Origin of the sequence: Marinobacter sp. UBA2688, assembly GCF_002352785.1 — a bacterium.
GTDB classification, from domain to species: Bacteria; Pseudomonadota; Gammaproteobacteria; order Pseudomonadales; family Oleiphilaceae; genus Marinobacter; species Marinobacter salarius.
Genome location: NZ_DELU01000022.1, coordinates 124236 through 144691, shown reverse-complemented (window position 1 = coordinate 144691; position 20456 = coordinate 124236). Strand labels below are relative to the sequence as shown.

Genomic DNA, 20456 nt, shown 5'->3' with positions numbered 1-20456 from the left:
ACCTTCGTCCCATCCGGAAGCACGTTGCACACCGGCATTTCATGGAACGGCAGGTGACTGCATGGGCCGTTTCTGTGTTTGCAGGCTGCGCACATGGAGCCGCGCGGTATGTGCTGACTCATGCCGCCACCTCTTTGCCGTGATTTTCATGGAATCCGTGCGCACGCTCCGCCTCTTTTCTGGCTCTCGCAGCAGATTCTTTGGTGTCAAATGTGCCGAGGTGGATATATTTGCCCTCAACCTTTATGTGGGCGCCCCACTTATTCCCGTACCTCAACTGGCGAACACCAACTATTCCAGTGGTATTGTTTCTTGCCATTCTCCTGTTCTTGCGGTTTTCCGAACTAGTAACGCACCTTAAGTTATCAATTCGATTGTTGAGGCTGTTGCCGTCAATGTGATCTATCTCATAACCATCTGGTATCTCGTGACGCTGCATCTTCCAAATAACCCGATGCACCTGGTAGATCTTTCCTCGAATAAAAAAGCACCGGTACCTCTTGCCCCACTGGGTAACCCTGGTGACGCCAACTTCGGCGCCCACCTTTGCCTTACTTCGAAACTGAGGCTTCTTCCATGTGAGCTTCCCCGTCTTGGCGTCGTACTCAAAGTGTTCCCGGAGCCATTCTAGAGGGGGAAGCTTGTTTGTCTTTATTGGCACCCTTCGCCCCCTTTCTCCAGTTCGTCGGCTTGCTGTCGTAATTGTTGGGCCTGCTCGGAAAGGCCAAGGCGTACATCTGCAAAGTCTCTACCACCAAAGCACAGAGCTGCCTGCTCAACCGCCTCTGCCTGCTTTCGAATAATGGCGCTGATAAATACCTGCGAAGGCTTTCCGGGAATCTTGCGAGCCGCTTCGTTGTCGACGCCTAGATAGTCCGAAACCTTAACGAACGTTTCCCAAAGGGATTCGTTTTCAGATTCCAGCTCCGCACACCGCGCCTCGGCTTGCTGCAGTTCCTGCTGAACTGGCGCCAAGTATCCGACCAGCAGCATTAGCTGATCGTCTGACAGCGGGGTGCCTGCCCGCTTCATGCAATCGGCGATATTTCGAGGCAGCTTTGTAAAATCAGTCATACACCATCCCCCTGTTCAGGCGGCTGCGGGCGGGTTAGGCCGGTGGGTTTCCAGTGCCATCCCGCTCCATGTGTCCGCGCTTCTACAAAGCTGCAAAGCCATACCGCTTCGATAGGCGAGCAAATCCAGACGCGGCCACCTTCATCTGTGTCTTGTACAGTCGGCAACCGATCCGCACACTTAACCCACTCGTCAGCCTGGGGCGCGGCGGGGGCGGAGAGGCGTCTAGCGAACCTGCACAGTTCCAACGCATACTGGCCTGACGCTATGCCGCTTTGCCTGATCTCTTCAGGGAAGTCATCATCAATCGTTTCACGCGCAAAGTAGGCGGCGTTTTTAGTAATTATCGACTGTAGATTCTTCCACCCGCAGGCATATGGACAGTCCACAATCTGCCCCTCCGGCACACTCCCTTGCTGGGAGGCGGGCGTTCTGGATTCATAATCACCCGGCAACACACCGTCGTGCCATTCGTTCTTGCCTGCCTCTACTAGCTGGTTTTGTATTTCATTCCACAACGAGAATCCGTCCACATGGTGCCTGCCGGAGCAGTCGCCGTAGTCATTGAATAATCGGCCAAGGGCATCTCGCCATTCTGCGAGCTTTGCGTATTCGATCTGCGTGGTGCCACCCTCTGGCTGGGGTGTGGCGCCCTTCTGTGCGCGTATCCAATCAGCTACCCGCTCCTCAATATCACAGCCGTGATGTATTGGTTTGTCGTAACCGGGATCATAAGTCGCTTCGTATGTTATGTCGGAGTCTTCAGCCCTCCGGGCCAGCATTTCAAGCCATTCATCCGGCACTCCCTGAGACCGGGGCGGGTGGGTGTAGAGAGCTATATCGTAGTCACCCTCCCGCTCTGCAAACATCTTTCCTTCGCCCTCTTCGTCCCAGAGGTAAAATAGCTGTGAACCATTCGTGTAGGCGATGGGTTTCGCTTCTTGCGCTCCCTGCCTTGGCGGAAGTACAGGCTCGCCCATGTGAGTCGGTCCCGTAAGATCGTTGCAGACTTCCACAAGACGAGCATTGGATTCGATTTCTTCCTGAAGCAACTTCTCTGATTCCAGTGCTCGCTTTTTCCATATCTGCAAGTCTTCACGCGCACCGTCATAGGCGTCCTTTACAACCACAGCCTCCCCGCCCTCCTGCTCGCGGGCTGCTTGCAACTTCGCCTCATACTTCTCCCGCTGATCGATAAACACCCGCTCCATCTGCATGACGGTGGCCGCAGACAGGAAAGGGTTTTTCACCTGGCTCTTCAGGTATTCAACGAACTCTGGATCTGGTTTGTGGTCGGTGGTCATGGCGTCACCTGCTTAAATTCGATTGCCCATACCCAGGGGTTGGCGTCCCATGAGTCGGGGCCATTGATCTCCATCCATAGGTTGTAAAACTCACCACGAAACTTCTGGTCATCGCACCAGCCGTTAAGGTGAAACGGCTCAACACCCTCGGCCTTAGCGTCTTCGGCGCTGATATCATGCAACCGCTCCACCCGAACATCGGCGATCTCCAGCGTGATCCGGCTGATCCGGCGCGGCATATGAATGGACGGACGCCACTTTCCGCGTTGCCCTTCATCGCACCCGCCCCGGCAAAACTCGTCTGCACGGTAAAAGAGGCATGAGCCCTCATCGACAGGAATCCGTGACGGTGCGCAGGGCTCCCAGATGAAGTGCGCCGCCCAAGTCTCCCGTACCCACAGCCGGTCACCGGGCTTGCCGTATGGGCACATCGAAAGGAATCTCTCATGCGTGTAGTCGCCCCACACGCCAGTGCGGCCCCTCATAGACCAGATGCGATCGCCATACCATTTATCCCCCGGCTCTCGGCGCTTGATAACCTCCGCGCCGCTTGCCTGCATGTTCTTCGCGGGCGACTTCACAGCCCGCCGCGTCTGCGTCTTCCGGCCTTCCAGAATTGCTCTGATCATTTCGTCTTTGAACAGGATTGGTTTTTCCTTGATCATGATTCAGTCCTTACCTGTTTCCAGTTAGTGAATAGCGATACTGAAAGCCCCGATAATTTCCCAGGTGCGGCGAGGAGCTGCCGTAATAAACCGGCTCCGCATGTATGAGCCCTCTGGTCTCCATCAGCGTTAGATGTCTCGAGAGAGTGTCTGTGTCGACCGGGACATTGAAGGTCCGGCAGAGGTTGTGCCAATGGACAGGACCGGCCTGCAGCGCCTCGATGATCAGATCCATGAGCCAGAATAGAGTGGGAACCCTCCACTTCGTCATGCCGTGCAGAACCATGTAAGTTGTTGAGAGTTCATGGCCTCGGTAAATATGAAGCGCTGGCGGAAGGTAACCGCCGTGTTCAATCTCTGGGGCTGGCGGATCCTCCAGGAAAAGCTCAGCCTGATTCATGACGCCTTTCTCCATTGCATGGTGGCCGCCCGGAAATGAAGAATTTGTTTCTTTGGCTTCCATGTACTCTTGTCCGGGAACGGCATTGAGAAACTGGGCGGATAGATTTTCTGAAGCTCGTCGTAAAGCCCTGCCTTTTTCGCCCGCCGGTTGACCGTACTGTTCGGGTTTCCCAGTTCGGTACACGCCTCCCGTTTGGTCATGCCCTTACTTTTGCACTTCGCAAAGAAGGCGAGGGTTTCGTGAGTGAAGGTGAGTGGTGTCATGCGGCCTTCTCCTGCTGTGCCTCGGTAACTACCTTCTCTTGGCCAATCGTTAATACCGCCCGCCGGCTCTGGTCTATACTGCTGGCGGAGAGAAGGGAGGTATTGCCATGTGTGGCAGATTCAATGTGACTGACAGCCCTGTGGTCGGGGAGCTGATGGACGAGCTGGGAATGCCGTACCGGCCCAAGCCTCAACTTAACGTCCCACCTGGTGGCACGGCCGAATTTGTCCTGGACGATGGAGGCGGCCGCCAGCTGGTCCCTGGCATTTGGTCTTTGCTCATCGAGGAGAAGACAGACGGTACCGGATACAGGCCGAACCCCAAGTTCCACACCTTCAATGCCCGATCCGATCGGCTCACCTCCAGTCCGCTCTGGAAGAAGGCTTACCCGAGCCGGCGTTGCATCGTCCCTGTGAGCGCCTTTCACGAATGGCGAGGTAAGCAGGTGTACAACATTCACCCCCAGGGTGAAGCCACGGTGCTGGCCGGCCTGTGGCAGAGCTGGCGGTTTGGAGATGACCTGGTTAACTCCTTCACGGTGATCACGCTTCCGCCGCACCCGCGATTCAGCCATATCCACCCGAAGAGCATTCCGCTGATGCTCAGGCCAGCAGACTTCGACATGTGGCTGGACCCGGACTTCCACCAGACCGATGCATTCCAGGGCCTGATGAAGAGCCACATTGCGGCACCGCTTGTTTGCGAGCCTGTTCGGAGCGCCAACGATCTGGATCCCGTGGGTGAAGCAGAAATCTTGGCAGCAGATTGACATCATTGAGCGCCTCCCGAGCCAGCTACGTCCGATCGAATTCGGATAGATGGATCCTCGAGTACGTTCGCCAGGTTGATTATTCGCTGATAACCCTCTTTGACAACCTGCCGGAGGTTCTCGCTTGGTGCATTGCTCAACCGTTCCGCCCACCAGAATAGAAGCTCCCGGGCAGCGACCTCTTCACTGTCTTCCAGAGCTGCGATTCTGGTGGTCGCCTTCTCCAGCCGAGCCTTAACCTCGTCGTACTCTCTAAGCAGTATGTATGGCGTCCAATTCTCACCATCCGGGCAGGTTTCCGGTTCGTTATCTTGGCACCACAGTCGTCCTTCCTCGCCGGCGCAGCATTCTGGTTGCAGATAGATCCTGGTGTGTTCACTCATGCCGCCTGTACCTCCTGATCAACCGGGACAATTCGGCTTAGATCGTCCTCCATCCCACCGTTTCTGGGCCGGAACCTACCGAGTTCTTCCCAGGTAAACCGGCCGGCATCTACTGAATCCCTCGTATATCCGCAGAAGTTCGAGCGGTGATAGCAGCCGTGCTGCTTGTGGAACACCATAAAAAGCGGTTCAGCGGCTGGGAAAAGAATTTCTTTGAGGGTCTGGGCGCGCATAAAGTCCATGGACTTTGCGGCTCTGGATAACTCTGCTTCCAATCTGTCCCGGCGAAGCTTGGCGTTTCGCTTCTGCCTGGGCTTATCTGGGCAACTGTTATAGAGGTAAAATGAGGCCTCGTTTCTCACGTCGTACTTCCCAGTAACTACCCACCACATATTGTTGATGTTGTAGTAAGCAACGCCGGTGCAAATCCTGCCTTTACGGTCCGCGAACCAGACGCGCTGACCGTGGCTCAGCATCGAACCATCGGCAGCCTCTCGGTTGTAGTCGGCAATCTTGTATTGGCTGGTATCGCCCTTGAAGTGCCAGCTGGTTTCATAGCAGCCAGCCAACCACTCAAGCGCCGTCAGGAAGCCGGGCCCCCCCTTGTTCATCCGGCCGTCATTTCTGTCTGTCCGGAATTCATAGCCGGAGAACACGTTACACAGGTAGTCACGAATCCGGCGACGGGTGCGCTCCATTTCCAGCCACAGCAGATACGGCATCCGCTTTTCTTTGTCGAAGTCGTAGCGGCCGCCGTTCGGATTTTCACCATTGGCCACGTCCTGCCACATTTCGAACTTAATGCAACGGCCACTCAGATCCAGAAAGCCCTGAAGATCACCTTTCCTGCAGTAGCGATGTCCTTCAGCAAAACGCCGGCCATACTGCTTGATCATGTCTGCAGGGACCTCCGTTTCCCAACCAATCCTTCGAAGCTGTTGCGCCATCCGTAAGAACACATCTTTCTTGAATTCTTGGCCCCAGTCGGTGTCGGAGAACACCGGGCAATCCGGGTCTTCCCAAACGCGCAGGCTTGCGTCGCCGAAGCTTACTTTTCCCTGTCTGTTAATTTGTGCCATTTTCCACCTCAATTTTTCTGGGATTGCCCACCAAACATTTACCATCTGGCCCCATATCGAACGGGCACCGGCAGTCGGGATAGGTGCACACGTTTTCTTTTCGTGACATGTCACGATCTTTGTAAACCAGCGCCATAACGTATTCGGTCTGGTCCTCGAATCCCCGGAGCTTTGCGGCCTCTGCGATCGCGGCCCGCTCAGTGGCGGCGAGTTCCATGGTGTAGGGTTTGATGTCCAGGGCCTTTTCCCTTTCCCTTTCCCTTTCGCGCTGCTGCCGTTTGCGCTCCTTTGCTGTCATGGCCATCTACTTACCTCCGAGATTTATCGCGTCTTGCTTGTCCAGAGGGCGACTGCTGACGATCCGAGAACATTTGAGTCTCTGGCCATCGAGAACCATTGGCATCATTTTCCGGGCCTCTTGCAGAGCCACCATTCGCGCCCTGTCTTCACCCGAGGACAGAACGTAAATAAAGCGGGTGGCGAGTATCTTCCTGTTACCAGGTGCCCGGTACCCGACCAGAACCTTGTATGGCCATGGCCGCGTTGGATCTGTCCGTAACGGGTGATTTTCCGAGAGTCCGTAGAGGTGTACCTGGTGCATCACAGTTCCCCCAGGACATTCAATGCCTTCCGGCCGGCCTTCATCAGAGCCTTTCGGTGGCTGATTCTCTCGATGCCGTGTGTGTTCATGTAGTGGAGCGCCCCGGCAACCTCGTCCAGGGTGCGCAATGGGTTGTGGCCAGCCTGCAGAACCATGGAGATCTCGCAGTCGCTGGCGGATGTTCCGATAACGGCCACGGCCCGTTTCTTCTGTTCGTCAGTCAGCATGCTTCCTTCTCCTGTTCTTCCAGGTGCGCCAGCCACAGAGCCCACTGCTCAGGCTGGAGCCAGGTGCCATCCTTCAAAATCGCGCATCCGCTGCCATGGATGTAGGCCAGCCCGTTTTCCTGGACCTTTTCGATAACGGCCTCTGCGTCGAGCTCGTAGCTCGGCTTATTTCCCTGAATGAGCATTCCGAACAATCCTCGCTATACGGCCGATCGTGTGTTGGCAGCTGGCGGACGCCCCGGGGCGTTTGCTCATTGGCAACCGGCGATCCAGAAGGCAAACCAGAATTTCGCGCTTCATGTGCCGCAGCAGCGTCAGCTCGTGTTTCATCTCGGCCAGTTCCAGAAGCGCTTGCCGCTTATCGGCTTCGGCCTGGTCCCGCTTATCGGAAAGGCTGATAACTGTTCTCGCGTCTATTCCGTTCATGCCGCGATCGCCTCCTCTGAAATCCTGTATGCCGTCACCCCTTGCCCGAACAGATCCTTCCCGCACGGGATCAGCACCTGCTTTTTAACCAGGGCCTGAAGTGTCAGCTGGTTCACTTGCGTACCGTCGACCATGAAAGCTTTGCCGCCGGCGTCCACGTTGATGCACTGCCCGGTGTCACGCATGTGTTGCAACACCTTGATCTGGGGGGGGGTATAGCCGCTCATCACGCCATCTCCCGTTTACGTTTGGTGGTGGCCAGCTTGATCCTGGCCAGATTCAGGAGGACATCGAAGCCACCCTCCGGCGGATTCTTCATGGCAAAGAACTTGTTCAGGATTGCGTTCTCGGCCATGCTCACCAGCGCCAGGTTCTCCCGATCGAAGTTTCTCTTATCGCCGTCCTTCAGGCGAACGACATGCTTCGGTGGCACCGGTTGGCCGTGGTACTCCTCCCACTTCATGACGTGGACAAACTTCCAGTTGTACCGGCTCGGCACTGTCCGATCGTCACTGACCTTGAGCTTTAGGTAGCCATCTTTGTCGACCGCCTCAGTGCCCACCGGCACCCAAGTCTGGGGTTTGTGCCCAGGCTTGAACTGGTTCTCAGCGATCCGGCCACCGGGTTGATAGCTCAGCCCCTTGTTCCAGCTGGTTTGTCCAGGTCTGAAACAGCCAGGCTTACTGGCCATGTAACCGGGATCCTTTTTCAGCCCGAGAGTCGTGGCCCGGTTCTTCACTGCCAGGTAGCTGCAGCAAAGCATCTTCGCGATGGTCCGGTTTGGCGTGTCCGGATAGAGCGATCGCAGCCAGTCATCCTTTTGTGCGGTCCAGGTAACCATGACTTACTCCAGCAACTCCGGACCCTGGCCTTTGCCAAGGCCGTATTCACGCCGGTGCTTCTCGGCATCGAGGACCAAACGGGCATTGGAGACAACCTCCTTGCTGACACCGGTGATCGCCTTGCTGCGTTCGATCTCATCCTGAAGCTGCTCGCCACTGAGATCCTCGTCATTGAGCCGTTCGAGCTGCTGAAAAAGGTGGTTGTTCAGATCAATCAGTTTGTTTTTCACAGGATCACTCCTCCATGGACTCGCGTTCTATTTGCTCGAGGAGCTCACGCTCAGTGGACTCGCGCTCGATCTGCTTCAGGAGCTCGTCCGAATTCCGCACCGCGGCCTGATAAGTGTTCAGCGGTGCACTGGCCAGCTTTGCCAAGCCGGTCAGATCCCTAAGCACCTGGTGCAATTCGGCTGAATACTTCTGGACCACGACAGGGTCAGCCATGTGCCTTCTCCCGCTGCTTGCGCTGGTAGATCTCTCGCCGATCGATGCTCGTGTGATTAGGTGCATCAATAGCCAGGCGAACTTGAGGGCCACTGGTGCCGACCACAGTGAATTCCACGACTTCACCGCTCGGCGTTTGCACGACGATCGTCTCTCCCGGGCGGCGCGTTAAGATGAGTGCCATTACATGCTCCTTTATGGTTACGCTGCGCCCGGGCCCGGCTGGCGGACCTCCCGAATCCTCGGCGGCATGCGGGTTACATTTGATGGCTGCTTGCCGACGACTTCCCAGCGCATGGCGCCTTCATAGCCATTGCCGCCGGCGGCAACCCACTGCTTGCCGTACTTGTCCAGGGCGATACAACCAGGCTCCCAGCCACTGGGGTGATCCAGTTGCTGCTTCCACGCGACGGCCTGGCCCCTGAAGAAGATCACGTAACCACCGCTATGGGTCTTGTCGTATTGCTTTCGGAAGATCGCGGCCTGGCTCTGCAGTGTCGTGCTATCCAGCCGGGCGGACCTTACCCGTGGTACCGCCATGTAGTTGCGCCCATCACGGGCGAGCCGGAGCTCGCACCCCAGGGACTCCAGCGCCTGCATCATCTGGCCCTGTGTCGTCTGCTCTGGAAGTTCTATCGTGAGCGTTGCCATATTTGTTCTCCTGGTCATGTCTGGAATGGACGAATCTGTTCGAGGTCAGTCGCGACTCAAGGCCGCATCTCATCGCTGGCGTGAAAAAGAAGGGCTGACTGTGGAGACCAGCCCTTAAACAGCGTCGTCAACGCCAGCAGGGGATTGCATTCATTGGCCTCACGCCAAGTTATTCGAATATCAAAGGAATTCATGCCGTCAGCACACCCAGGTTCGCCTGCTCATACCTGGCGCTCGTAACTCGGACAGGTCTTGGCCCGCGTCGGATTGGCGCTCGGTCTTCCAACTGTGCTATTGGGTTCATGCTGATAAAAAAGCCAAGGGCTACAACGGAAACAGACTTGATAGAGGGTCGAAGCACGCCGTGGCAGAATGCTTGTCCGACAATGCCGGCTCGGCTGCTTGTGTTGAAGGCAGCCAGCAGTGCGCTGACATGCATGGCAATCGTTTCAGGGGATCGGTGCATCATCAAAGCAATGCTCTTGTTGCTCAGACCCATCGCGAGAAAAACGACAATTGCCTTTTGCTGGCCAGTTAGTCTGTCTGACGCCGGCCCCAGCTCAACTTCGCAGTGCTTGAAGGTTTTCATTTTTGGCTCTCCCTGAAGTACAACTCCATAGTAGAACCGATGGTTGTATTTGTGCAACCATTAATTTGTATTAGTACACCCAATAGGTGTGTTAGTCGTTAATATTAAAGGTAAAATTAATTCAAAAAAATGCCAGAAAAGTTGTTAGCAGGGGTTTGAAAGGGCTTTGCAGATTGTCGTGATGGCTTCTTTCGGAAGGGTGTTTGCGGTTCCGGGGTTGCCGATAGCTTCCTGGTAGCTGCAGGTCTGAATTTTACCATCATGATGGATGGTCACCTTCTTCTTGTAGGGGTCAAGCATTACAGCGGCTTTTGTCATTGATAACTCTGATGCCAATATAGTGTGTTTATGTACAGTAGACGCAAGTTCACACACTGGCAATACCCCAAATCTAAGGCACGCTATTGGCGACAGGAATTACACGAAGTTACGTTCAGCCTTCAAATTTGTGTTGAGCAAGAGCTGCAAGAACCCCGACTATCTGATGGTTATCGGATAGCTCGATTGGGCGGAAGTCTTTATTTGGCGGGGTTATAGTGGCATACGGTGTCTTGGAATACTCACCTACCAGGAACTGGTTTTGATCTTTGACCACAATAAATCTACGTGATGTAACCGGATCCGCCAGCTCCGAAGCGTCAGGCTCTACAACCGCTCTCATCCCTTTAGCGGCATGGGGTAGGGCTGAATTGTCATTTATTGTAAAAGCAAAAGCGGTTGGTCCGAAATTCTCAAAAACCTCGACATGATCTTCTATTGGGTCCGTCAAAATTCCTTGTGCCCAGTCATTGAGTTGGCTTGGCCGCAGAAGCGGAAGGAGGTATACCGGGACGCTTTCTTGGGTGGCGGCATCTTTTGCTGTTCGGGCTGATCCTTCACCGTGCAGTATCCAGAGATATGATGATCTGTAGTACTGAGCAAGGAGCTTTGCTGAGTCCGTGCTTGGAACACTCTCGCCACTGAACCACTTTCTTGCCGATTGATGGCTGATTTTTACCCCCTTGGATTCAAGGAAGCGCTGCACTCTCGCATATCTTCCATGCGAGGAGTCCCCGTCAATGCGTTCCTTCTCTTCAGCCAGCTGAGTAAGTCGCGCCTTTACGGCCTGACGTTCTTCATCGGTAAGTTTTTTCATGAGAGAAAAATACAACCAGTCATCGGTATTGTCATCCTGACCATTTGCACCTAACCGGTGTATACTTGCTTGCGAAACTACAACCGACAGGTGTACTCTTTGTTTATGAACGCTCTCGACCGAACCAAAAAAGCACTCGGCGGCCACGGCTCCATTGCCCGAGTGGCGTCCGCATGCGGAAAGTCTCACCAGGCAGTTCGCAAGTGGTTTGCTCAAGGCGTGCTGCCTGCGACAGAGATCACGGAGATTGGAGGTCGCCGACAAACCTCTTACGGCCTGATTATCGAGTCTCTTACTCAAGGAGCGGTTACGGATAGAGAGCTCAGAGATGAAAACCTTGAGTTCCGGCGTTCCGATAAAGCCGCCTGAGTATGGATGCAGGTTATCGGAAGGACTGAACTTGCAGTACCCCAAAGTTGGTAGAAGTGACGAATTGGCCCTGGAAGCAGGGCGCATCCGGGAGGGCTCTACTCCCACAGCCAAGGATGACCTGGCAGGTCCCCAATCTGTCGCGTCAGGTAGAGTCCTCCACGGATGCGGAATCAAGCGACTCAGTGCAGGGGATTGCCTCACTCACAAGGCTGCACAGTGCCCGAGGCAATGCCGGCAAGCGACCGGCCCGCATCAAGCAACGATGGTTGCGAACTTGTAGAACGCCGAGAGGCGTCCGGTAGTCGCTGAGTGTTCAGGCCGCCTCTACCTTGAGCATTCAGAGCCCTGGGGGCATTGCCCCGCGAGGGCTTAAGGCGGTGACGGCATAGCCGAATTGATCATGAGACTGATTTCAACCGGAAGGGGAGAGCAGCCATGTAACCGTCAGACGGACACCAGTAAGGCGACTCCGGGCCCGCCTTGAAGCCCGGCAACTGAACGCGAGGAACGCACATGATGGGACTGAGCCTGAGAAATTTTCTGGCAATCGTCTTTGTGGCAGTCGCGCTGTTCTTGCTGGCCTCCGTGCCGGCGGCTGAAGGCTCAGAAGTTCAGGCTTTCACCACTGTGGATGATTCCACCGAACTGATTGCGGATACCGCAACCGATACCGGCGCCGTGCATTCGGAAATCAAAGGTTTCCAGCGATTGCCAGAGTCACCCGGCGGGGTGATCGCGAAGGTAACCAGCGAAACCAAAGTCACCGACCACGCAAAAGAAGTTCTGCCCGGGGGTGCAGATGGCGTTGCCGGCATCGGTATACGCGGACCCACCACAAGTTAAGTCAATTGCTCGAAAGAGCACGAAGCCGGAAAGGGCTTGCCAGACAGGCCCTTTCTTCGGGTTCGACAACTGAAGGGGTGATGACGATGACAACGGAGCCCGAAATGCCAGGAGCGGAAACGTGACATGTCACGTTGGAACAACTTTGGAAATACTGAACCAGGCACGGCGGAGAAAACATGGCTGATATGCGCGTATCACTGAAATGGCCTGACAAGGTGTTGAGCCCCAATTCACGAACTCACTGGCGACGCCGGTGCGAAGTGGTCCGCGGATACCGATGGGCGGCCAAGATCCGGACACTCAATGCCATACAGGTGCACAGCTGGGACGTTAAACGCCTTCGTGATGTGGTCGCTACTGGCGGTTGCATCCACGTCTTTATCGATTTCTACCCACCGGATGCCCGCCGGCGTGACGACGACAACCTGGTTGCCAGTTTTAAGAGTGGCAGGGATGGGGTGGCGGACGCCTTGAAGATTGATGACCGGAATTTTCGGATCCACCCGAGACTGATGAGGGATCAGACCCATCCAGGAGGAATGGTCGTGGTAACGATTCGGGAAGATGGGCCAGAGGCCTAAACGAGAAATCCCGCCTCAAACGGTGCGTCAACACCTCGGCGGGATACGTCCAAGAGGGAATGATTATGGCTGACCTAATACTAAGTGGCAACAGTAGCCCAACGATGAGCAGCCGCGAGATCGCGGAGCTTACCGGCAGTCGTCACGACAACGTCAAACGATCTGCTGAAAGGCTGGCGGCTGACCGAATTTTAACCTCTCCATTGGAGGGGTTAGATTTTGAGCACAAGGGGAATCTTTACCAGGAGTACCGTTTCAATAAGCGGGATTCTCTGGTTCTGGTTGCCCGGCTGTCCCCGGAATTCACCGCGGCTGTGGTTGATCGGTGGCAGGAGCTTGAACAGAAAGCCGCCAACCTCCCTGATTTCACCAATCCCGCCATTGCGGCGAGGGCCTGGGCTGACCAGGTGGAGCAGAACCAAACCCTGAAGCTTGCGAATGACCAGCAGTCACTACAAATCCAGTCCCTCGAGAACCTGTTTGCCGACGGCATGACGCCAGTGGAGTTCGCCAAGCGCCTGAATGGCGTGAACTGCCAGCGTATCTGCCAGCTGCTGGAACAGCGCAAGTGGCTCTACAAGGACGCCGTCGGCAACTGGCGAGCGACGTCCTATGCCCGAGACAACTACCTGACGGAGCGGCAGAGCAACATCCCTCGCAGCAATGGCCAGGTGATGCTGCGGTCCACACCGGTTCTGCTTCACAAGGGCGCCAGCCAGATCCACAAATACTACCTCGCCGGCCAGCTGCCTATGAAGCAAACATGGGACGGCCAGTTCACTCACGATAAGGCAATGGACAAGGTGGCGTGATGGGCAAGGTCATACAGTTCAGTCCGGAGCAGCAGATGGATGACGAACCGACGCTCGGTGACGGCTACTGCCGTGTCGTTAATGCTCTGGCCGAGGGCTTGGCATCACACCCTCTGACAGCCACCCAGCAGCGTGTTGTATGGGGCGTTATTCGTGCCACCTATGGATGGCAAAAGCCGAAAGGGAAGGTGCCGGGAGGGCTTCTTGCAAAGATCACCGGCATGAGCCGTCAGCGGTGTTCGACGGTGGTTGCTGAACTGCTCGAGGCTGGTGTTCTGATCCGTCAGGGAGGAAGCCGGGGAGCTCTCAAGATCAACACGAAAACCGAGCAATGGAGCTTCCGGGAAAAGGCGACGGATGGCCGTCAGAACCTGCGAGTGAACAAAAACTCAACTTTCTGTTCAGTGAACAGTAATTCTGTTCCTTTAGAGAACAGTAATTCCGATCAATTAAAAGACAAAAGACAAAGTAATAATCCTACGGATTATTCCTCGAAGAATTCCGGTAAGAAAAAATCCTCTTCCAAAACCGTGCAAGGCGCCGCCGTCCAAAATCCCTCCGGAACAAAGTTCGGATACGAGATCGACGTGGAGCTCGCCGAGCTCATCGCCCAGGTTGTCGATAACCGGCTTGGCAGGGACGCCCCTGCAAATCGAAACATGACCACTTGGGCCAACGATATCCGACTCATCAGAGAGCAGGACAAGCGAACGCCAGAGATGATCAAGGCTCTGTTCGCATTCGCAATGGCTGACTCTTTCTGGAGCGGCAATATCGAATCCCCGGCCGCGCTACGGCGCAACTGGACAAAGCTGGCAATGAAGCGCAAAGCCCAACGTGACGAGGTAGCTGGACATGGAAAACATCAATCGGGTTCTCGCCCAAATCACGAACTCGACAAACAACTCACAGATCCCGGCTACGCCATCGACAACTGGGATTAGGGGTGCATTCACTGAAGACGAGAAGCAGAAGGTCGCTGTGTTCTTCAGTCGTCTGACGACGATCTACGGACGGGGCAAGGTCAAGTCCCTGTGGGGAGATTCAGAGGACCAGCTGAAGGTGATGCGTAAGGAATGGGCCAAGACGATCGGGAAGTTCAGCTTTGAGGGCCTGGACATCATCTTCGATCGACTCAGGCAGAAGCTGGCGGATGGGAACCCGGACTATACCTGGCCGGACATCCCGAAGGTTTTGAGGCTGGCGAGAACAAACTGCCGCCACGCATCGCACCAGGTACTGCCGAGAGGACTTCCTGAACCAGAGTCGGTAAAGCAAAGGCGCATGGCCCGGGGCAGGCTGGCGACACAGACAGTGAAGGCAGTATTGGCGGGATCCGCCTGTTTCCTCGAGGACAAGCCAGAGGTGACCTATGAAAACTAAGCCTATGAAGGGGTGTGGTTGCAAGAACTGTGATCACTCTTGCTATCGAACTGAAGGCGTATCCGGGACTACTCATCGCCAGACAAGCCCGGAACGGGCCCTGCAGAAGCTGGGGGTGCTCAAGGCGATGGTGAACGGGGAAAAGGGTGCATGAAGAAATCGGGTCCGGCGTTCCGCCAGCAGAAGGTAGCGCTGGCCCGGTGTGACGAGTGCAAGGGTAGGGGGGTGGTAAAGCCAATGTTCTATGAGATGGCCTGTGCCACCTGCCATGCCTCCGGGATCGTCGACAAGGATACGGGGGAAGGGCTGCCGCTGGCGGACCTGGTGTTACAGCTGCGGATCCGCCTGAACGAGAAGAACGAGGAAAACCGCCAGCTACGGGACCAGTTGAGCAGAACGAAGGGCAGGCCCCGCGGCCATGGCCCGATGGGTCAAACCTACCATGGGGATTGATATGAAGCTGATAGCCATAGGGTGTGCGTGATGGGGTGGGGAGACTGCGGAACAGATTCGCAAGGGCGTCCGATCGGATACGTGTTCGCTGCCACTTGTGATCACCCTGGATGCGACGAGCAGATCGATCGCGGCTTGAGTTATGTCTGCGGCGACATGCACGGCGAGGATGAGGTTTCGTGTGAGAAGTACTTTTGCTCCAAGCACCGCCCCCACACCGTTTTCCATCAAGAGTCACGCGGCGAATATCTTGGCATTTGCGATGAATGCGCCGCCGAGCTCCTGAAAAGCGGTGACTGGGTTGAAGATGAAATGGAAGGGGTAATCAGACCTAGCGATGAAACCGAGGTGACCCATGACTGATCACGTCCCTGACGAGGTTCTGATGGAGCGCATCAAGATTTTCCTGGGCAATGGAGCGGCGAGCATTTACCAGCTGTGCCTGGCCACCGATCGGCACCCGAAGAACGTGCGCCAGGCTGTCAGTGACCTGATGCACTACGGCGTGGTCAAGGTACACCGCGACGGTCGTCAGTATGAGCTTGTGAACGGCGGATTTACGCCGGGGCCTGGTGGCGGGGTGGCGGCATGAACCGCGCTGATACTGCCCGCCGCATGTTTGCGCAAGCGTCCGCAACCTTGGCTATTGGGGCTCCCTTCTCAGAAGAAAGTCCTATGGAAGAATCAGCGGAGCAGCAACTGAAAGATCCGGTTTGGTGGAGTGAGTATGCGCCAGAAGATGCGACGCATTATGACATTGGAGACGGCGCCCCTAATGCTTGGATGAAGAAAGAAGGCGATTACTGGTATGCATGGACGATTAGCGGCAAGTGGAGCGAGTATGCCGCAGATGTAATTGAGGTCCAGACAGACTTCTTCCCCCGGCCCACCAAGCCAGAGCCATGCAGAGTTTGCGAAGAGTCGCCATGTGGCCACTACAACGAATGTCCTCCAGAGGCGCCCCGCCCCTCCAAGCCATCCGAGGCTGGCCTTAACGGAGAAATGCCCGACGACGGCGAACTGGTCGTTGTAGCCGACGAAAAGGCGAACCCCGGCGTTTATTTCCTATGCGAATTCCAGTCCGACGGCCCGCGCTTTCAGGAGCACCCAAAGGGTGGCTGCTTCTATCCGGATGAGATTTCTGGCTGGACAGGCACTGGCATTGTGGTCCGCACACAGGCAGACCGGGAACGGGATGATCTACTGACAGATATTTTGGGAGGCTTCCGAAAATCTCGCGCCGAACCAGCATCTACTCCAGAGCTCAATTTGCTATCCGAATTTGCAAACTATCTCTACGACGCCGGAATGCTGCGCAAAGGTGCGAGTGATGAAAGGTAGATCCCCAAACAAGGCTGAGAAACAGTTTCACGACCAGCTGGCGGCCCTTGGATGTATCGCCTGTTACCTGGACGGCCATTACACCGAAGAGGTGAGCATTCACCACATAGACGGCCGGACAAAGCCAGGCGCTCACCTGAGCGTTATTCCTCTATGCGCAGGCCACCACCAGGACGGCACCGGAATGCCGGGTTTGGTGGCCGTGCACCCCTGGAAGCGTCGTTTTGAGCAGCTATACGGAAAGCAGGAAGAGATCCTGTTGCTGTGTCACGAACTACTGGAAAAGGCCGCATGACCTGGCTGGCCTGGCCTGCTATCGCAATGCTGGCGGTATTCATTGCCGTGCTTGTGCCACCCAGGCGCAGGCTAAGCCATTATGTCGTCGCTTTGGCCTTTGGTAGTGCCGCTGGGCTGGCGGCCGCTCTATTGACTGCGTTGGTACGGGGAATAGCGCAATGACCTACTCAGTAAAGAATCACCCTGGGGGCTATGACATCTACAGAGATGGCAAGCCCCTGGACCCGAACGAGGTGATCAGGCTACTGGAGCAGCTACCAGGATCAGCAAGTAGCCCACCCAGCGAGGGTAAACCATGCTCCAACTGACTGCCATCGTAGACGGCAAGCGAGCAACGATGCTTACCGAAGGGAGCATTGCAGAAGCGGCCAGGAGTTGCAGAGACCGCTTCGGGGCTAGGTTTGAAGGGTTCGCACCGATACCAACCGAAACCAAGGCCCGCAGCAAGTGGGGCGAGTACAGGGAAAAACAGATAAGCCGGGAGGAACTAGAGGCCTGGCTGAAAGAGCAAGATGACGAGAAAGAGGTTCGGGAAATCTTCAATGTGTTGCGGGGGTAACAGTGAGCTCAAACAAGGCGGCGTATCTAATGGCAAGACTGACAACCAAAGGGCTGCAGGCCGGGATGATTTTCGGCGGCATTCCGGAACTGACCAGAACTGACATCGCAGCTGCATGCTCCGGCCTTGAACCGCTGCACATGCATCTGATAATGGCCAAGTATTGCGATGATATACATAGCGCCCTGGCTGCACTGAATGAGATTCAGGATCTGATGTGCGATAAGAGCCGGTTCTGGGCTGACTGCGATGCAGGTATTCGATACAAGATCGGCCTCGCCATGGTTCAGGAATTCGTGAGCGCAACCAGGTGCCGTTCCTGTAAGGGTACGGGCAGCAAAACAGTCGACTCGAAGATAGCGGACTGTAAAGGGTGCGGTGGCTCAGGCAACGCCGATAAATCAGCGGCGAGCAGGGCAAGGATGAGCGGCATACCCGAAACCACGTACCGGAAATACGGATTGAACGATCCATTCACCGACATCATGCGCTACCTGGATGACATTGAAATTCGGTCGCTCGAGCGCATTGCCAGGAAGGCTTCATAGGCAGAAAACACAACATGTTGACATCGTGCGCGGTTAATAGCACAATTTCCCTAGATTACCGAATTGCCCCCAAAAAACCGCCCTCGCTCCGAGCTGGCGGTTTTTTTGTGCCCGAACCAGATACAACGTGCGGCCTGGCCGGTGCATACACATAGCCGCTCGGTGAGCTTGGCGCCCTCTTTCTAACTCAGTAGCCATAACCACGCATGACCCATTGCCCGCCTTGTTGCGGGCTTTTTTATTTCTGGAGGTCGCCATGCACCTGCACGAAATGCCTGACAGAAAGTGCGACGGCCATGGCTGCGGCCATTACCTCGCGTCACGCGGCACCCGAAAGCATCACGGCATCGATAAGGACTGCAGGCCGAAAACCCAGGTGCATTCACCCATCGCCGGCACAGTTACAAAGCTCGGCTATCCCTACGGCGACGATCTCAGCTTCCGCTACGTCGAGATCAGCGACCAGGGCTATGCCTTCCGCGTCTTCTACGTTGATCCGATGGTTGAGGAAGGCCAGAACGTCAGCAAAAACACCATTATCGGCGAGGCTCAAGATCTGCGGCCCCGTTATTCCAGTATCACGCCGCACGTTCACCTTGAAATCAAGAACGCTGACGGCGAGTTCATCGACCCCACTCCTGTCATGCTCGCGCAGCGGGCGTAAATCCGAGCCATATGACCCGAGACGAGAGAATGCCCTGGAGTTCTATTCAAGCCCAGCTTTCGGATGTAAATGGCGTTTGGGCCTTCCTGGGCGTCGTGTTTACAACGATGTGCTTCGCCGCGCTGGCGTTCGTGAAATTGATGCTGCTTGGCAAAACGTCCCGCGATGCGGACCTGAAGGAGCGGGAAGCGTTGTTTGCCGAGCACATGGCGGCAGAGCTCAACCGATTGAACGCGCTGGTCACGGATCTCGATAGCGCCCTGAAGACTCAAGCGATAGAACACCGTGAGGCGATGCAGCGTGAACGCGACGAATGCAACGCCAAGATGGCCGGCATGAAGGGCGAGATTGAGCTACTGAAGCGCCGGATGAGTGACGAGGAACAACGTGATGCCTGACTTTCTGAAACGACACAGATTGATCCCGCGCTTGGTCTTGATATGGGCCTGCGTGCTGATCTCTATCGTCGTCCTGCGCGTGACTGAGCCAGAGGTAATGGAAGTCATTGGCGGTGGGGCAGTGGCCACCATCGTAACCGGCGTCATCGGCATTCTGGCAACTGTGATCACCTTGTATCGCAGCAAGCCGAGCGACCAATGATTAACAAGTACGTCATCGGCGGTGCAGGCATCGTCATCCTGCTAATGGCCGGCACGATCTGGGCCCTGATGCAGTCGCGGGATACCTTACTCGAAGAAAACGCCAACCTTACCCAGGCGATCAACCAGGCCAAGGTCACCAACGAACAGAACCAGACCGAAATAGCCAGGCTGGAGGCAGATATACGCTGGCGCGACCAGCAAGCCGTCATCCGCGACCAGCGCGAAAAAGACCTAAGCGACCAACTTGCCGCCACCGAAAGCGAGTTGAAGGAGTTGGTAAAAGATGCGCCTTGTAGCGGCCCTGATTATCTGTGGCCTGATGCTGTTTATGAGCGGATGCGGGCCGGCACAGTGGCTGACCCGGACCGAAATAAAGAAGAAGCCAGTACCCGCTGAGTACCTGATTCCCCGTCAACTACCGGCGCCACCCAGGCGCATTGACTGGTGTCCAGTCTGGGCCGAGCAACTGAAGACCGTTGCCGGCAAATGTGAAGGCGACAAGACCGATATTAAGGCGTGGAGTGACCGACCCTTGGAGAGTGACTGATGCCCTGGATCTCCCGCATCGACAAAACCGAACTGCGCAACTGGTCAGCGGAATCGTCGCCTGATGCCGATAGCGGCCAGGCCGAGAAATAGCAGTGGCAGGGTGGCTGGCTCCATCACTGAATAGGGTTGACCAATCTGAAAGTCCAGGTCGAGGTAGGATCTTTGAGAGCCAGGCGGAAGGCTTGCAAGCGGAACGATGAGTGAGCCCCAAAACTCGCCATTTTCGTGATTGTGAAGGTTGCTGGCAAACTCGCGATCTCCTTCAGGCGCCCTGATTAGAAATAAGGGGCTGAACACGATTCCCGATGCGGGGTCCGCTATATCGTGGGCCTCTACAACGTGGCCGAAATAATAGTATTCGTTGGACGTTAGCGGGTTCGTTCCTGTGAAAAGGACGTCAAAATAAGTTGACGTGAACCTAGCCCGGACCAAAGCGTTCAGCTCAGTATCAGCAACGAAATACCCCTCGCCATCAATGCTGTTTTCGGGATTGGACGCTCTAAAGGTCATGTCATACCGCAAAAGCGAGGCGTGGCTACTGGCTGAAGCGCTGAGCAATAGCAGCAGAAGAAATTTTTGTAGATAAGTCATAT

Annotated in this window: 40 protein-coding genes; 18 read left to right on the top strand and 22 right to left on the bottom strand. The window is 55.7% G+C overall.

Annotated features, from left to right (window positions below; all coding sequences use genetic code 11):
• Positions 1–118: 118 nt before the first annotated feature.
• Genes B3M52_RS10905 through B3M52_RS10880 form a run of 6 tightly spaced genes read right to left on the bottom strand, consistent with a single transcriptional unit; the run spans position 119 to position 3709 of the window.
• A complete protein-coding gene (locus tag B3M52_RS10905) occupies positions 119–661 on the bottom strand; it encodes an HNH endonuclease (RefSeq protein WP_083637243.1) in 543 nt (180 codons plus the stop codon).
• Complete coding sequence (locus B3M52_RS10900; protein ID WP_075196189.1) at positions 652–1074, bottom strand: hypothetical protein; 423 nt, start codon at positions 1072–1074, stop codon at positions 652–654. The genes B3M52_RS10905 and B3M52_RS10900 overlap by 10 nt, the downstream gene beginning before the upstream one ends.
• On the bottom strand, positions 1071–2378 hold the full coding sequence (locus B3M52_RS10895; protein ID WP_286749578.1) for a hypothetical protein: 1308 nt from the start codon (positions 2376–2378) through the stop codon (positions 1071–1073). The genes B3M52_RS10900 and B3M52_RS10895 overlap by 4 nt, the downstream gene beginning before the upstream one ends.
• Positions 2375–3043: a hypothetical protein gene (locus B3M52_RS10890; RefSeq protein WP_286749577.1), complete on the bottom strand. Its 669-nt coding sequence runs from the start codon at positions 3041–3043 to the stop codon at positions 2375–2377. The genes B3M52_RS10895 and B3M52_RS10890 overlap by 4 nt, the downstream gene beginning before the upstream one ends.
• 10 nt (positions 3044–3053) lie before the next feature.
• The gene (locus B3M52_RS10885) at positions 3054–3506 is read right to left on the bottom strand and encodes a hypothetical protein (RefSeq protein ID WP_286749575.1); all 453 of its coding nucleotides are present in this window, start codon (positions 3504–3506) and stop codon (positions 3054–3056) included.
• Positions 3440–3709 (bottom strand): hypothetical protein, encoded by a 270-nt coding sequence (locus tag B3M52_RS10880; RefSeq protein WP_286749574.1) that lies wholly within the window; start codon positions 3707–3709, stop codon positions 3440–3442. Before B3M52_RS10880 ends, B3M52_RS10885 begins: the two co-directional genes overlap by 67 nt.
• Before the next feature lie 107 nt (positions 3710–3816).
• Between B3M52_RS10880 and B3M52_RS10875 the strand changes: the two genes are divergently transcribed.
• Positions 3817–4479 carry an SOS response-associated peptidase gene (locus B3M52_RS10875; RefSeq protein WP_286749573.1) on the top strand — a complete coding sequence of 221 codons (663 nt, stop codon included), beginning with the start codon at positions 3817–3819 and terminating at the stop codon, positions 4477–4479.
• 2 nt (positions 4480–4481) lie between these two features.
• Here the strand turns inward: B3M52_RS10875 and B3M52_RS10870 are convergent, their stop codons facing one another.
• From B3M52_RS10870 to B3M52_RS10800, 15 genes are all read right to left on the bottom strand, one after another.
• Entirely contained in the window at positions 4482–4862 is a 381-nt protein-coding gene (locus B3M52_RS10870) for a hypothetical protein (protein WP_286749572.1), read from the bottom strand.
• Positions 4859–5986, bottom strand: a complete 1128-nt coding sequence (locus tag B3M52_RS10865) for a hypothetical protein (protein ID WP_286749571.1) — start codon at positions 5984–5986, stop codon at positions 4859–4861. The genes B3M52_RS10870 and B3M52_RS10865 overlap by 4 nt, the downstream gene beginning before the upstream one ends.
• On the bottom strand, positions 5928–6245 hold the full coding sequence (locus B3M52_RS10860) for a hypothetical protein (RefSeq protein ID WP_286749570.1): 318 nt from the start codon (positions 6243–6245) through the stop codon (positions 5928–5930). The genes B3M52_RS10865 and B3M52_RS10860 overlap by 59 nt, the downstream gene beginning before the upstream one ends.
• 296 nt (positions 6246–6541) lie before the next feature.
• Positions 6542–6769 (bottom strand): hypothetical protein, encoded by a 228-nt coding sequence (locus tag B3M52_RS10855; RefSeq protein WP_075196182.1) that lies wholly within the window; start codon positions 6767–6769, stop codon positions 6542–6544.
• The gene (locus tag B3M52_RS10850; RefSeq protein ID WP_286749569.1) at positions 6763–6954 is read right to left on the bottom strand and encodes a hypothetical protein; all 192 of its coding nucleotides are present in this window, start codon (positions 6952–6954) and stop codon (positions 6763–6765) included. Before B3M52_RS10850 ends, B3M52_RS10855 begins: the two co-directional genes overlap by 7 nt.
• A complete protein-coding gene (locus tag B3M52_RS10845; RefSeq protein WP_286749568.1) occupies positions 6935–7195 on the bottom strand; it encodes a hypothetical protein in 261 nt (86 codons plus the stop codon). Before B3M52_RS10845 ends, B3M52_RS10850 begins: the two co-directional genes overlap by 20 nt.
• Complete coding sequence (locus B3M52_RS10840) at positions 7192–7422, bottom strand: hypothetical protein (RefSeq protein ID WP_286749567.1); 231 nt, start codon at positions 7420–7422, stop codon at positions 7192–7194. Before B3M52_RS10840 ends, B3M52_RS10845 begins: the two co-directional genes overlap by 4 nt.
• The gene (locus B3M52_RS10835) at positions 7422–8036 is read right to left on the bottom strand and encodes an HNH endonuclease signature motif containing protein (RefSeq protein ID WP_286749566.1); all 615 of its coding nucleotides are present in this window, start codon (positions 8034–8036) and stop codon (positions 7422–7424) included. Before B3M52_RS10835 ends, B3M52_RS10840 begins: the two co-directional genes overlap by 1 nt.
• A gap of 3 nt (positions 8037–8039) precedes the next feature.
• Positions 8040–8267 (bottom strand): hypothetical protein, encoded by a 228-nt coding sequence (locus tag B3M52_RS10830; RefSeq protein ID WP_286749565.1) that lies wholly within the window; start codon positions 8265–8267, stop codon positions 8040–8042.
• Positions 8268–8271: 4 nt separating this feature from the next.
• Positions 8272–8481 (bottom strand): hypothetical protein, encoded by a 210-nt coding sequence (locus B3M52_RS10825; protein WP_286749564.1) that lies wholly within the window; start codon positions 8479–8481, stop codon positions 8272–8274.
• Positions 8474–8665: a carbon storage regulator gene (locus B3M52_RS10820; RefSeq protein WP_286749563.1), complete on the bottom strand. Its 192-nt coding sequence runs from the start codon at positions 8663–8665 to the stop codon at positions 8474–8476. Before B3M52_RS10820 ends, B3M52_RS10825 begins: the two co-directional genes overlap by 8 nt.
• Before the next feature lie 17 nt (positions 8666–8682).
• Positions 8683–9132, bottom strand: coding sequence for a hypothetical protein (locus tag B3M52_RS10815; protein ID WP_286749562.1), 450 nt, complete (start codon positions 9130–9132; stop codon positions 8683–8685).
• Positions 9133–9322: 190 nt separating this feature from the next.
• A complete protein-coding gene (locus B3M52_RS10810) occupies positions 9323–9721 on the bottom strand; it encodes a response regulator transcription factor (protein ID WP_286749561.1) in 399 nt (132 codons plus the stop codon).
• Positions 9722–9865: 144 nt separating this feature from the next.
• Positions 9866–10039, bottom strand: a complete 174-nt coding sequence (locus B3M52_RS10805; RefSeq protein ID WP_286749560.1) for a hypothetical protein — start codon at positions 10037–10039, stop codon at positions 9866–9868.
• 115 nt (positions 10040–10154) lie between these two features.
• Entirely contained in the window at positions 10155–11072 is a 918-nt protein-coding gene (locus tag B3M52_RS10800; protein ID WP_286749559.1) for a hypothetical protein, read from the bottom strand.
• Positions 11073–11741: 669 nt separating this feature from the next.
• On the opposite strand from B3M52_RS10800, the gene B3M52_RS10795 reads away from it, so the two are divergent.
• From B3M52_RS10795 to B3M52_RS10715, 17 genes are all read left to right on the top strand, one after another.
• The gene (locus tag B3M52_RS10795; RefSeq protein ID WP_286749557.1) at positions 11742–12071 is read left to right on the top strand and encodes a hypothetical protein; all 330 of its coding nucleotides are present in this window, start codon (positions 11742–11744) and stop codon (positions 12069–12071) included.
• 179 nt (positions 12072–12250) lie between these two features.
• Positions 12251–12655, top strand: coding sequence for an endodeoxyribonuclease RusA (locus tag B3M52_RS10790; protein ID WP_286749556.1), 405 nt, complete (start codon positions 12251–12253; stop codon positions 12653–12655).
• Between the two features lie 65 nt (positions 12656–12720).
• Positions 12721–13467, top strand: a complete 747-nt coding sequence (locus tag B3M52_RS10785; protein ID WP_286749555.1) for a Rha family transcriptional regulator — start codon at positions 12721–12723, stop codon at positions 13465–13467.
• A gap of 35 nt (positions 13468–13502) precedes the next feature.
• Positions 13503–14411, top strand: coding sequence for a replication protein (locus B3M52_RS10780; RefSeq protein ID WP_286749554.1), 909 nt, complete (start codon positions 13503–13505; stop codon positions 14409–14411).
• A gap of 37 nt (positions 14412–14448) precedes the next feature.
• A complete protein-coding gene (locus tag B3M52_RS10775) occupies positions 14449–14850 on the top strand; it encodes a hypothetical protein (protein WP_286749553.1) in 402 nt (133 codons plus the stop codon).
• Positions 14851–15000: 150 nt separating this feature from the next.
• Positions 15001–15303 carry a hypothetical protein gene (locus B3M52_RS10770; protein WP_286749552.1) on the top strand — a complete coding sequence of 101 codons (303 nt, stop codon included), beginning with the start codon at positions 15001–15003 and terminating at the stop codon, positions 15301–15303.
• Positions 15304–15333: 30 nt separating this feature from the next.
• On the top strand, positions 15334–15666 hold the full coding sequence (locus B3M52_RS10765) for a hypothetical protein (protein WP_286749551.1): 333 nt from the start codon (positions 15334–15336) through the stop codon (positions 15664–15666).
• Entirely contained in the window at positions 15659–15895 is a 237-nt protein-coding gene (locus B3M52_RS10760) for a hypothetical protein (RefSeq protein WP_286749550.1), read from the top strand. Before B3M52_RS10765 ends, B3M52_RS10760 begins: the two co-directional genes overlap by 8 nt.
• The gene (locus B3M52_RS10755) at positions 15892–16644 is read left to right on the top strand and encodes a hypothetical protein (RefSeq protein ID WP_286749549.1); all 753 of its coding nucleotides are present in this window, start codon (positions 15892–15894) and stop codon (positions 16642–16644) included. Before B3M52_RS10760 ends, B3M52_RS10755 begins: the two co-directional genes overlap by 4 nt.
• A complete protein-coding gene (locus tag B3M52_RS10750; RefSeq protein ID WP_286749547.1) occupies positions 16634–16939 on the top strand; it encodes a Ref family recombination enhancement nuclease in 306 nt (101 codons plus the stop codon). The genes B3M52_RS10755 and B3M52_RS10750 overlap by 11 nt, the downstream gene beginning before the upstream one ends.
• Positions 16936–17103 (top strand): hypothetical protein, encoded by a 168-nt coding sequence (locus B3M52_RS10745; protein ID WP_286749545.1) that lies wholly within the window; start codon positions 16936–16938, stop codon positions 17101–17103. The genes B3M52_RS10750 and B3M52_RS10745 overlap by 4 nt, the downstream gene beginning before the upstream one ends.
• Positions 17104–17236: 133 nt before the next feature.
• Positions 17237–17500 carry a hypothetical protein gene (locus B3M52_RS10740; protein ID WP_286749544.1) on the top strand — a complete coding sequence of 88 codons (264 nt, stop codon included), beginning with the start codon at positions 17237–17239 and terminating at the stop codon, positions 17498–17500.
• 29 nt (positions 17501–17529) lie between these two features.
• Complete coding sequence (locus B3M52_RS10735) at positions 17530–18048, top strand: hypothetical protein (RefSeq protein ID WP_286749543.1); 519 nt, start codon at positions 17530–17532, stop codon at positions 18046–18048.
• A 256-nt stretch (positions 18049–18304) separates the two neighbouring features.
• Entirely contained in the window at positions 18305–18712 is a 408-nt protein-coding gene (locus B3M52_RS10730; RefSeq protein ID WP_286749542.1) for a M23 family metallopeptidase, read from the top strand.
• Between the two features lie 29 nt (positions 18713–18741).
• On the top strand, positions 18742–19110 hold the full coding sequence (locus B3M52_RS10725) for a hypothetical protein (RefSeq protein ID WP_286749541.1): 369 nt from the start codon (positions 18742–18744) through the stop codon (positions 19108–19110).
• Entirely contained in the window at positions 19103–19312 is a 210-nt protein-coding gene (locus B3M52_RS10720; RefSeq protein ID WP_269399856.1) for a hypothetical protein, read from the top strand. Before B3M52_RS10725 ends, B3M52_RS10720 begins: the two co-directional genes overlap by 8 nt.
• On the top strand, positions 19309–19710 hold the full coding sequence (locus B3M52_RS10715; protein WP_286749540.1) for a DUF2570 family protein: 402 nt from the start codon (positions 19309–19311) through the stop codon (positions 19708–19710). The genes B3M52_RS10720 and B3M52_RS10715 overlap by 4 nt, the downstream gene beginning before the upstream one ends.
• Before the next feature lie 195 nt (positions 19711–19905).
• On the opposite strand, the gene B3M52_RS10710 is transcribed toward B3M52_RS10715, so the two are convergent.
• Positions 19906–20454 (bottom strand): PEP-CTERM sorting domain-containing protein, encoded by a 549-nt coding sequence (locus B3M52_RS10710; protein ID WP_286749539.1) that lies wholly within the window; start codon positions 20452–20454, stop codon positions 19906–19908.
• Positions 20455–20456: the final 2 nt, after the last annotated feature.

Coding starts and splice junctions, on each gene's coding strand:
- B3M52_RS10900 (WP_075196189.1), bottom strand. CDS start 1,074: ATGACTGATTTTACAAAGCTGCCTCGAAATATCGCCGATTGCATGAAG.
- B3M52_RS10895 (WP_286749578.1), bottom strand. CDS start 2,378: ATGACCACCGACCACAAACCAGATCCAGAGTTCGTTGAATACCTGAAG.
- B3M52_RS10890 (WP_286749577.1), bottom strand. CDS start 3,043: ATGATCAAGGAAAAACCAATCCTGTTCAAAGACGAAATGATCAGAGCA.
- B3M52_RS10885 (WP_286749575.1), bottom strand. CDS start 3,506: ATGGAAGCCAAAGAAACAAATTCTTCATTTCCGGGCGGCCACCATGCA.
- B3M52_RS10880 (WP_286749574.1), bottom strand. CDS start 3,709: ATGACACCACTCACCTTCACTCACGAAACCCTCGCCTTCTTTGCGAAG.
- B3M52_RS10875 (WP_286749573.1), top strand. CDS start 3,817: ATGTGTGGCAGATTCAATGTGACTGACAGCCCTGTGGTCGGGGAGCTG.
- B3M52_RS10870 (WP_286749572.1), bottom strand. CDS start 4,862: ATGAGTGAACACACCAGGATCTATCTGCAACCAGAATGCTGCGCCGGC.
- B3M52_RS10865 (WP_286749571.1), bottom strand. CDS start 5,986: ATGGTAAATGTTTGGTGGGCAATCCCAGAAAAATTGAGGTGGAAAATG.
- B3M52_RS10860 (WP_286749570.1), bottom strand. CDS start 6,245: ATGGCCATGACAGCAAAGGAGCGCAAACGGCAGCAGCGCGAAAGGGAA.
- B3M52_RS10855 (WP_075196182.1), bottom strand. CDS start 6,769: ATGCTGACTGACGAACAGAAGAAACGGGCCGTGGCCGTTATCGGAACA.
- B3M52_RS10850 (WP_286749569.1), bottom strand. CDS start 6,954: ATGCTCATTCAGGGAAATAAGCCGAGCTACGAGCTCGACGCAGAGGCC.
- B3M52_RS10845 (WP_286749568.1), bottom strand. CDS start 7,195: ATGAACGGAATAGACGCGAGAACAGTTATCAGCCTTTCCGATAAGCGG.
- B3M52_RS10840 (WP_286749567.1), bottom strand. CDS start 7,422: ATGAGCGGCTATACCCCCCCCCAGATCAAGGTGTTGCAACACATGCGT.
- B3M52_RS10835 (WP_286749566.1), bottom strand. CDS start 8,036: ATGGTTACCTGGACCGCACAAAAGGATGACTGGCTGCGATCGCTCTAT.
- B3M52_RS10825 (WP_286749564.1), bottom strand. CDS start 8,481: ATGGCTGACCCTGTCGTGGTCCAGAAGTATTCAGCCGAATTGCACCAG.
- B3M52_RS10820 (WP_286749563.1), bottom strand. CDS start 8,665: ATGGCACTCATCTTAACGCGCCGCCCGGGAGAGACGATCGTCGTGCAA.
- B3M52_RS10815 (WP_286749562.1), bottom strand. CDS start 9,132: ATGGCAACGCTCACGATAGAACTTCCAGAGCAGACGACACAGGGCCAG.
- B3M52_RS10810 (WP_286749561.1), bottom strand. CDS start 9,721: ATGAAAACCTTCAAGCACTGCGAAGTTGAGCTGGGGCCGGCGTCAGAC.
- B3M52_RS10805 (WP_286749560.1), bottom strand. CDS start 10,039: ATGACAAAAGCCGCTGTAATGCTTGACCCCTACAAGAAGAAGGTGACC.
- B3M52_RS10795 (WP_286749557.1), top strand. CDS start 11,742: ATGATGGGACTGAGCCTGAGAAATTTTCTGGCAATCGTCTTTGTGGCA.
- B3M52_RS10790 (WP_286749556.1), top strand. CDS start 12,251: ATGGCTGATATGCGCGTATCACTGAAATGGCCTGACAAGGTGTTGAGC.
- B3M52_RS10785 (WP_286749555.1), top strand. CDS start 12,721: ATGGCTGACCTAATACTAAGTGGCAACAGTAGCCCAACGATGAGCAGC.
- B3M52_RS10780 (WP_286749554.1), top strand. CDS start 13,503: ATGGATGACGAACCGACGCTCGGTGACGGCTACTGCCGTGTCGTTAAT.
- B3M52_RS10770 (WP_286749552.1), top strand. CDS start 15,001: ATGAAGAAATCGGGTCCGGCGTTCCGCCAGCAGAAGGTAGCGCTGGCC.
- B3M52_RS10765 (WP_286749551.1), top strand. CDS start 15,334: ATGGGGTGGGGAGACTGCGGAACAGATTCGCAAGGGCGTCCGATCGGA.
- B3M52_RS10760 (WP_286749550.1), top strand. CDS start 15,659: ATGACTGATCACGTCCCTGACGAGGTTCTGATGGAGCGCATCAAGATT.
- B3M52_RS10755 (WP_286749549.1), top strand. CDS start 15,892: ATGAACCGCGCTGATACTGCCCGCCGCATGTTTGCGCAAGCGTCCGCA.
- B3M52_RS10750 (WP_286749547.1), top strand. CDS start 16,634: ATGAAAGGTAGATCCCCAAACAAGGCTGAGAAACAGTTTCACGACCAG.
- B3M52_RS10745 (WP_286749545.1), top strand. CDS start 16,936: ATGACCTGGCTGGCCTGGCCTGCTATCGCAATGCTGGCGGTATTCATT.
- B3M52_RS10740 (WP_286749544.1), top strand. CDS start 17,237: ATGCTCCAACTGACTGCCATCGTAGACGGCAAGCGAGCAACGATGCTT.
- B3M52_RS10735 (WP_286749543.1), top strand. CDS start 17,530: ATGGCAAGACTGACAACCAAAGGGCTGCAGGCCGGGATGATTTTCGGC.
- B3M52_RS10730 (WP_286749542.1), top strand. CDS start 18,305: ATGCACCTGCACGAAATGCCTGACAGAAAGTGCGACGGCCATGGCTGC.
- B3M52_RS10725 (WP_286749541.1), top strand. CDS start 18,742: ATGCCCTGGAGTTCTATTCAAGCCCAGCTTTCGGATGTAAATGGCGTT.
- B3M52_RS10720 (WP_269399856.1), top strand. CDS start 19,103: ATGCCTGACTTTCTGAAACGACACAGATTGATCCCGCGCTTGGTCTTG.
- B3M52_RS10715 (WP_286749540.1), top strand. CDS start 19,309: ATGATTAACAAGTACGTCATCGGCGGTGCAGGCATCGTCATCCTGCTA.
- B3M52_RS10710 (WP_286749539.1), bottom strand. CDS start 20,454: ATGACTTATCTACAAAAATTTCTTCTGCTGCTATTGCTCAGCGCTTCA.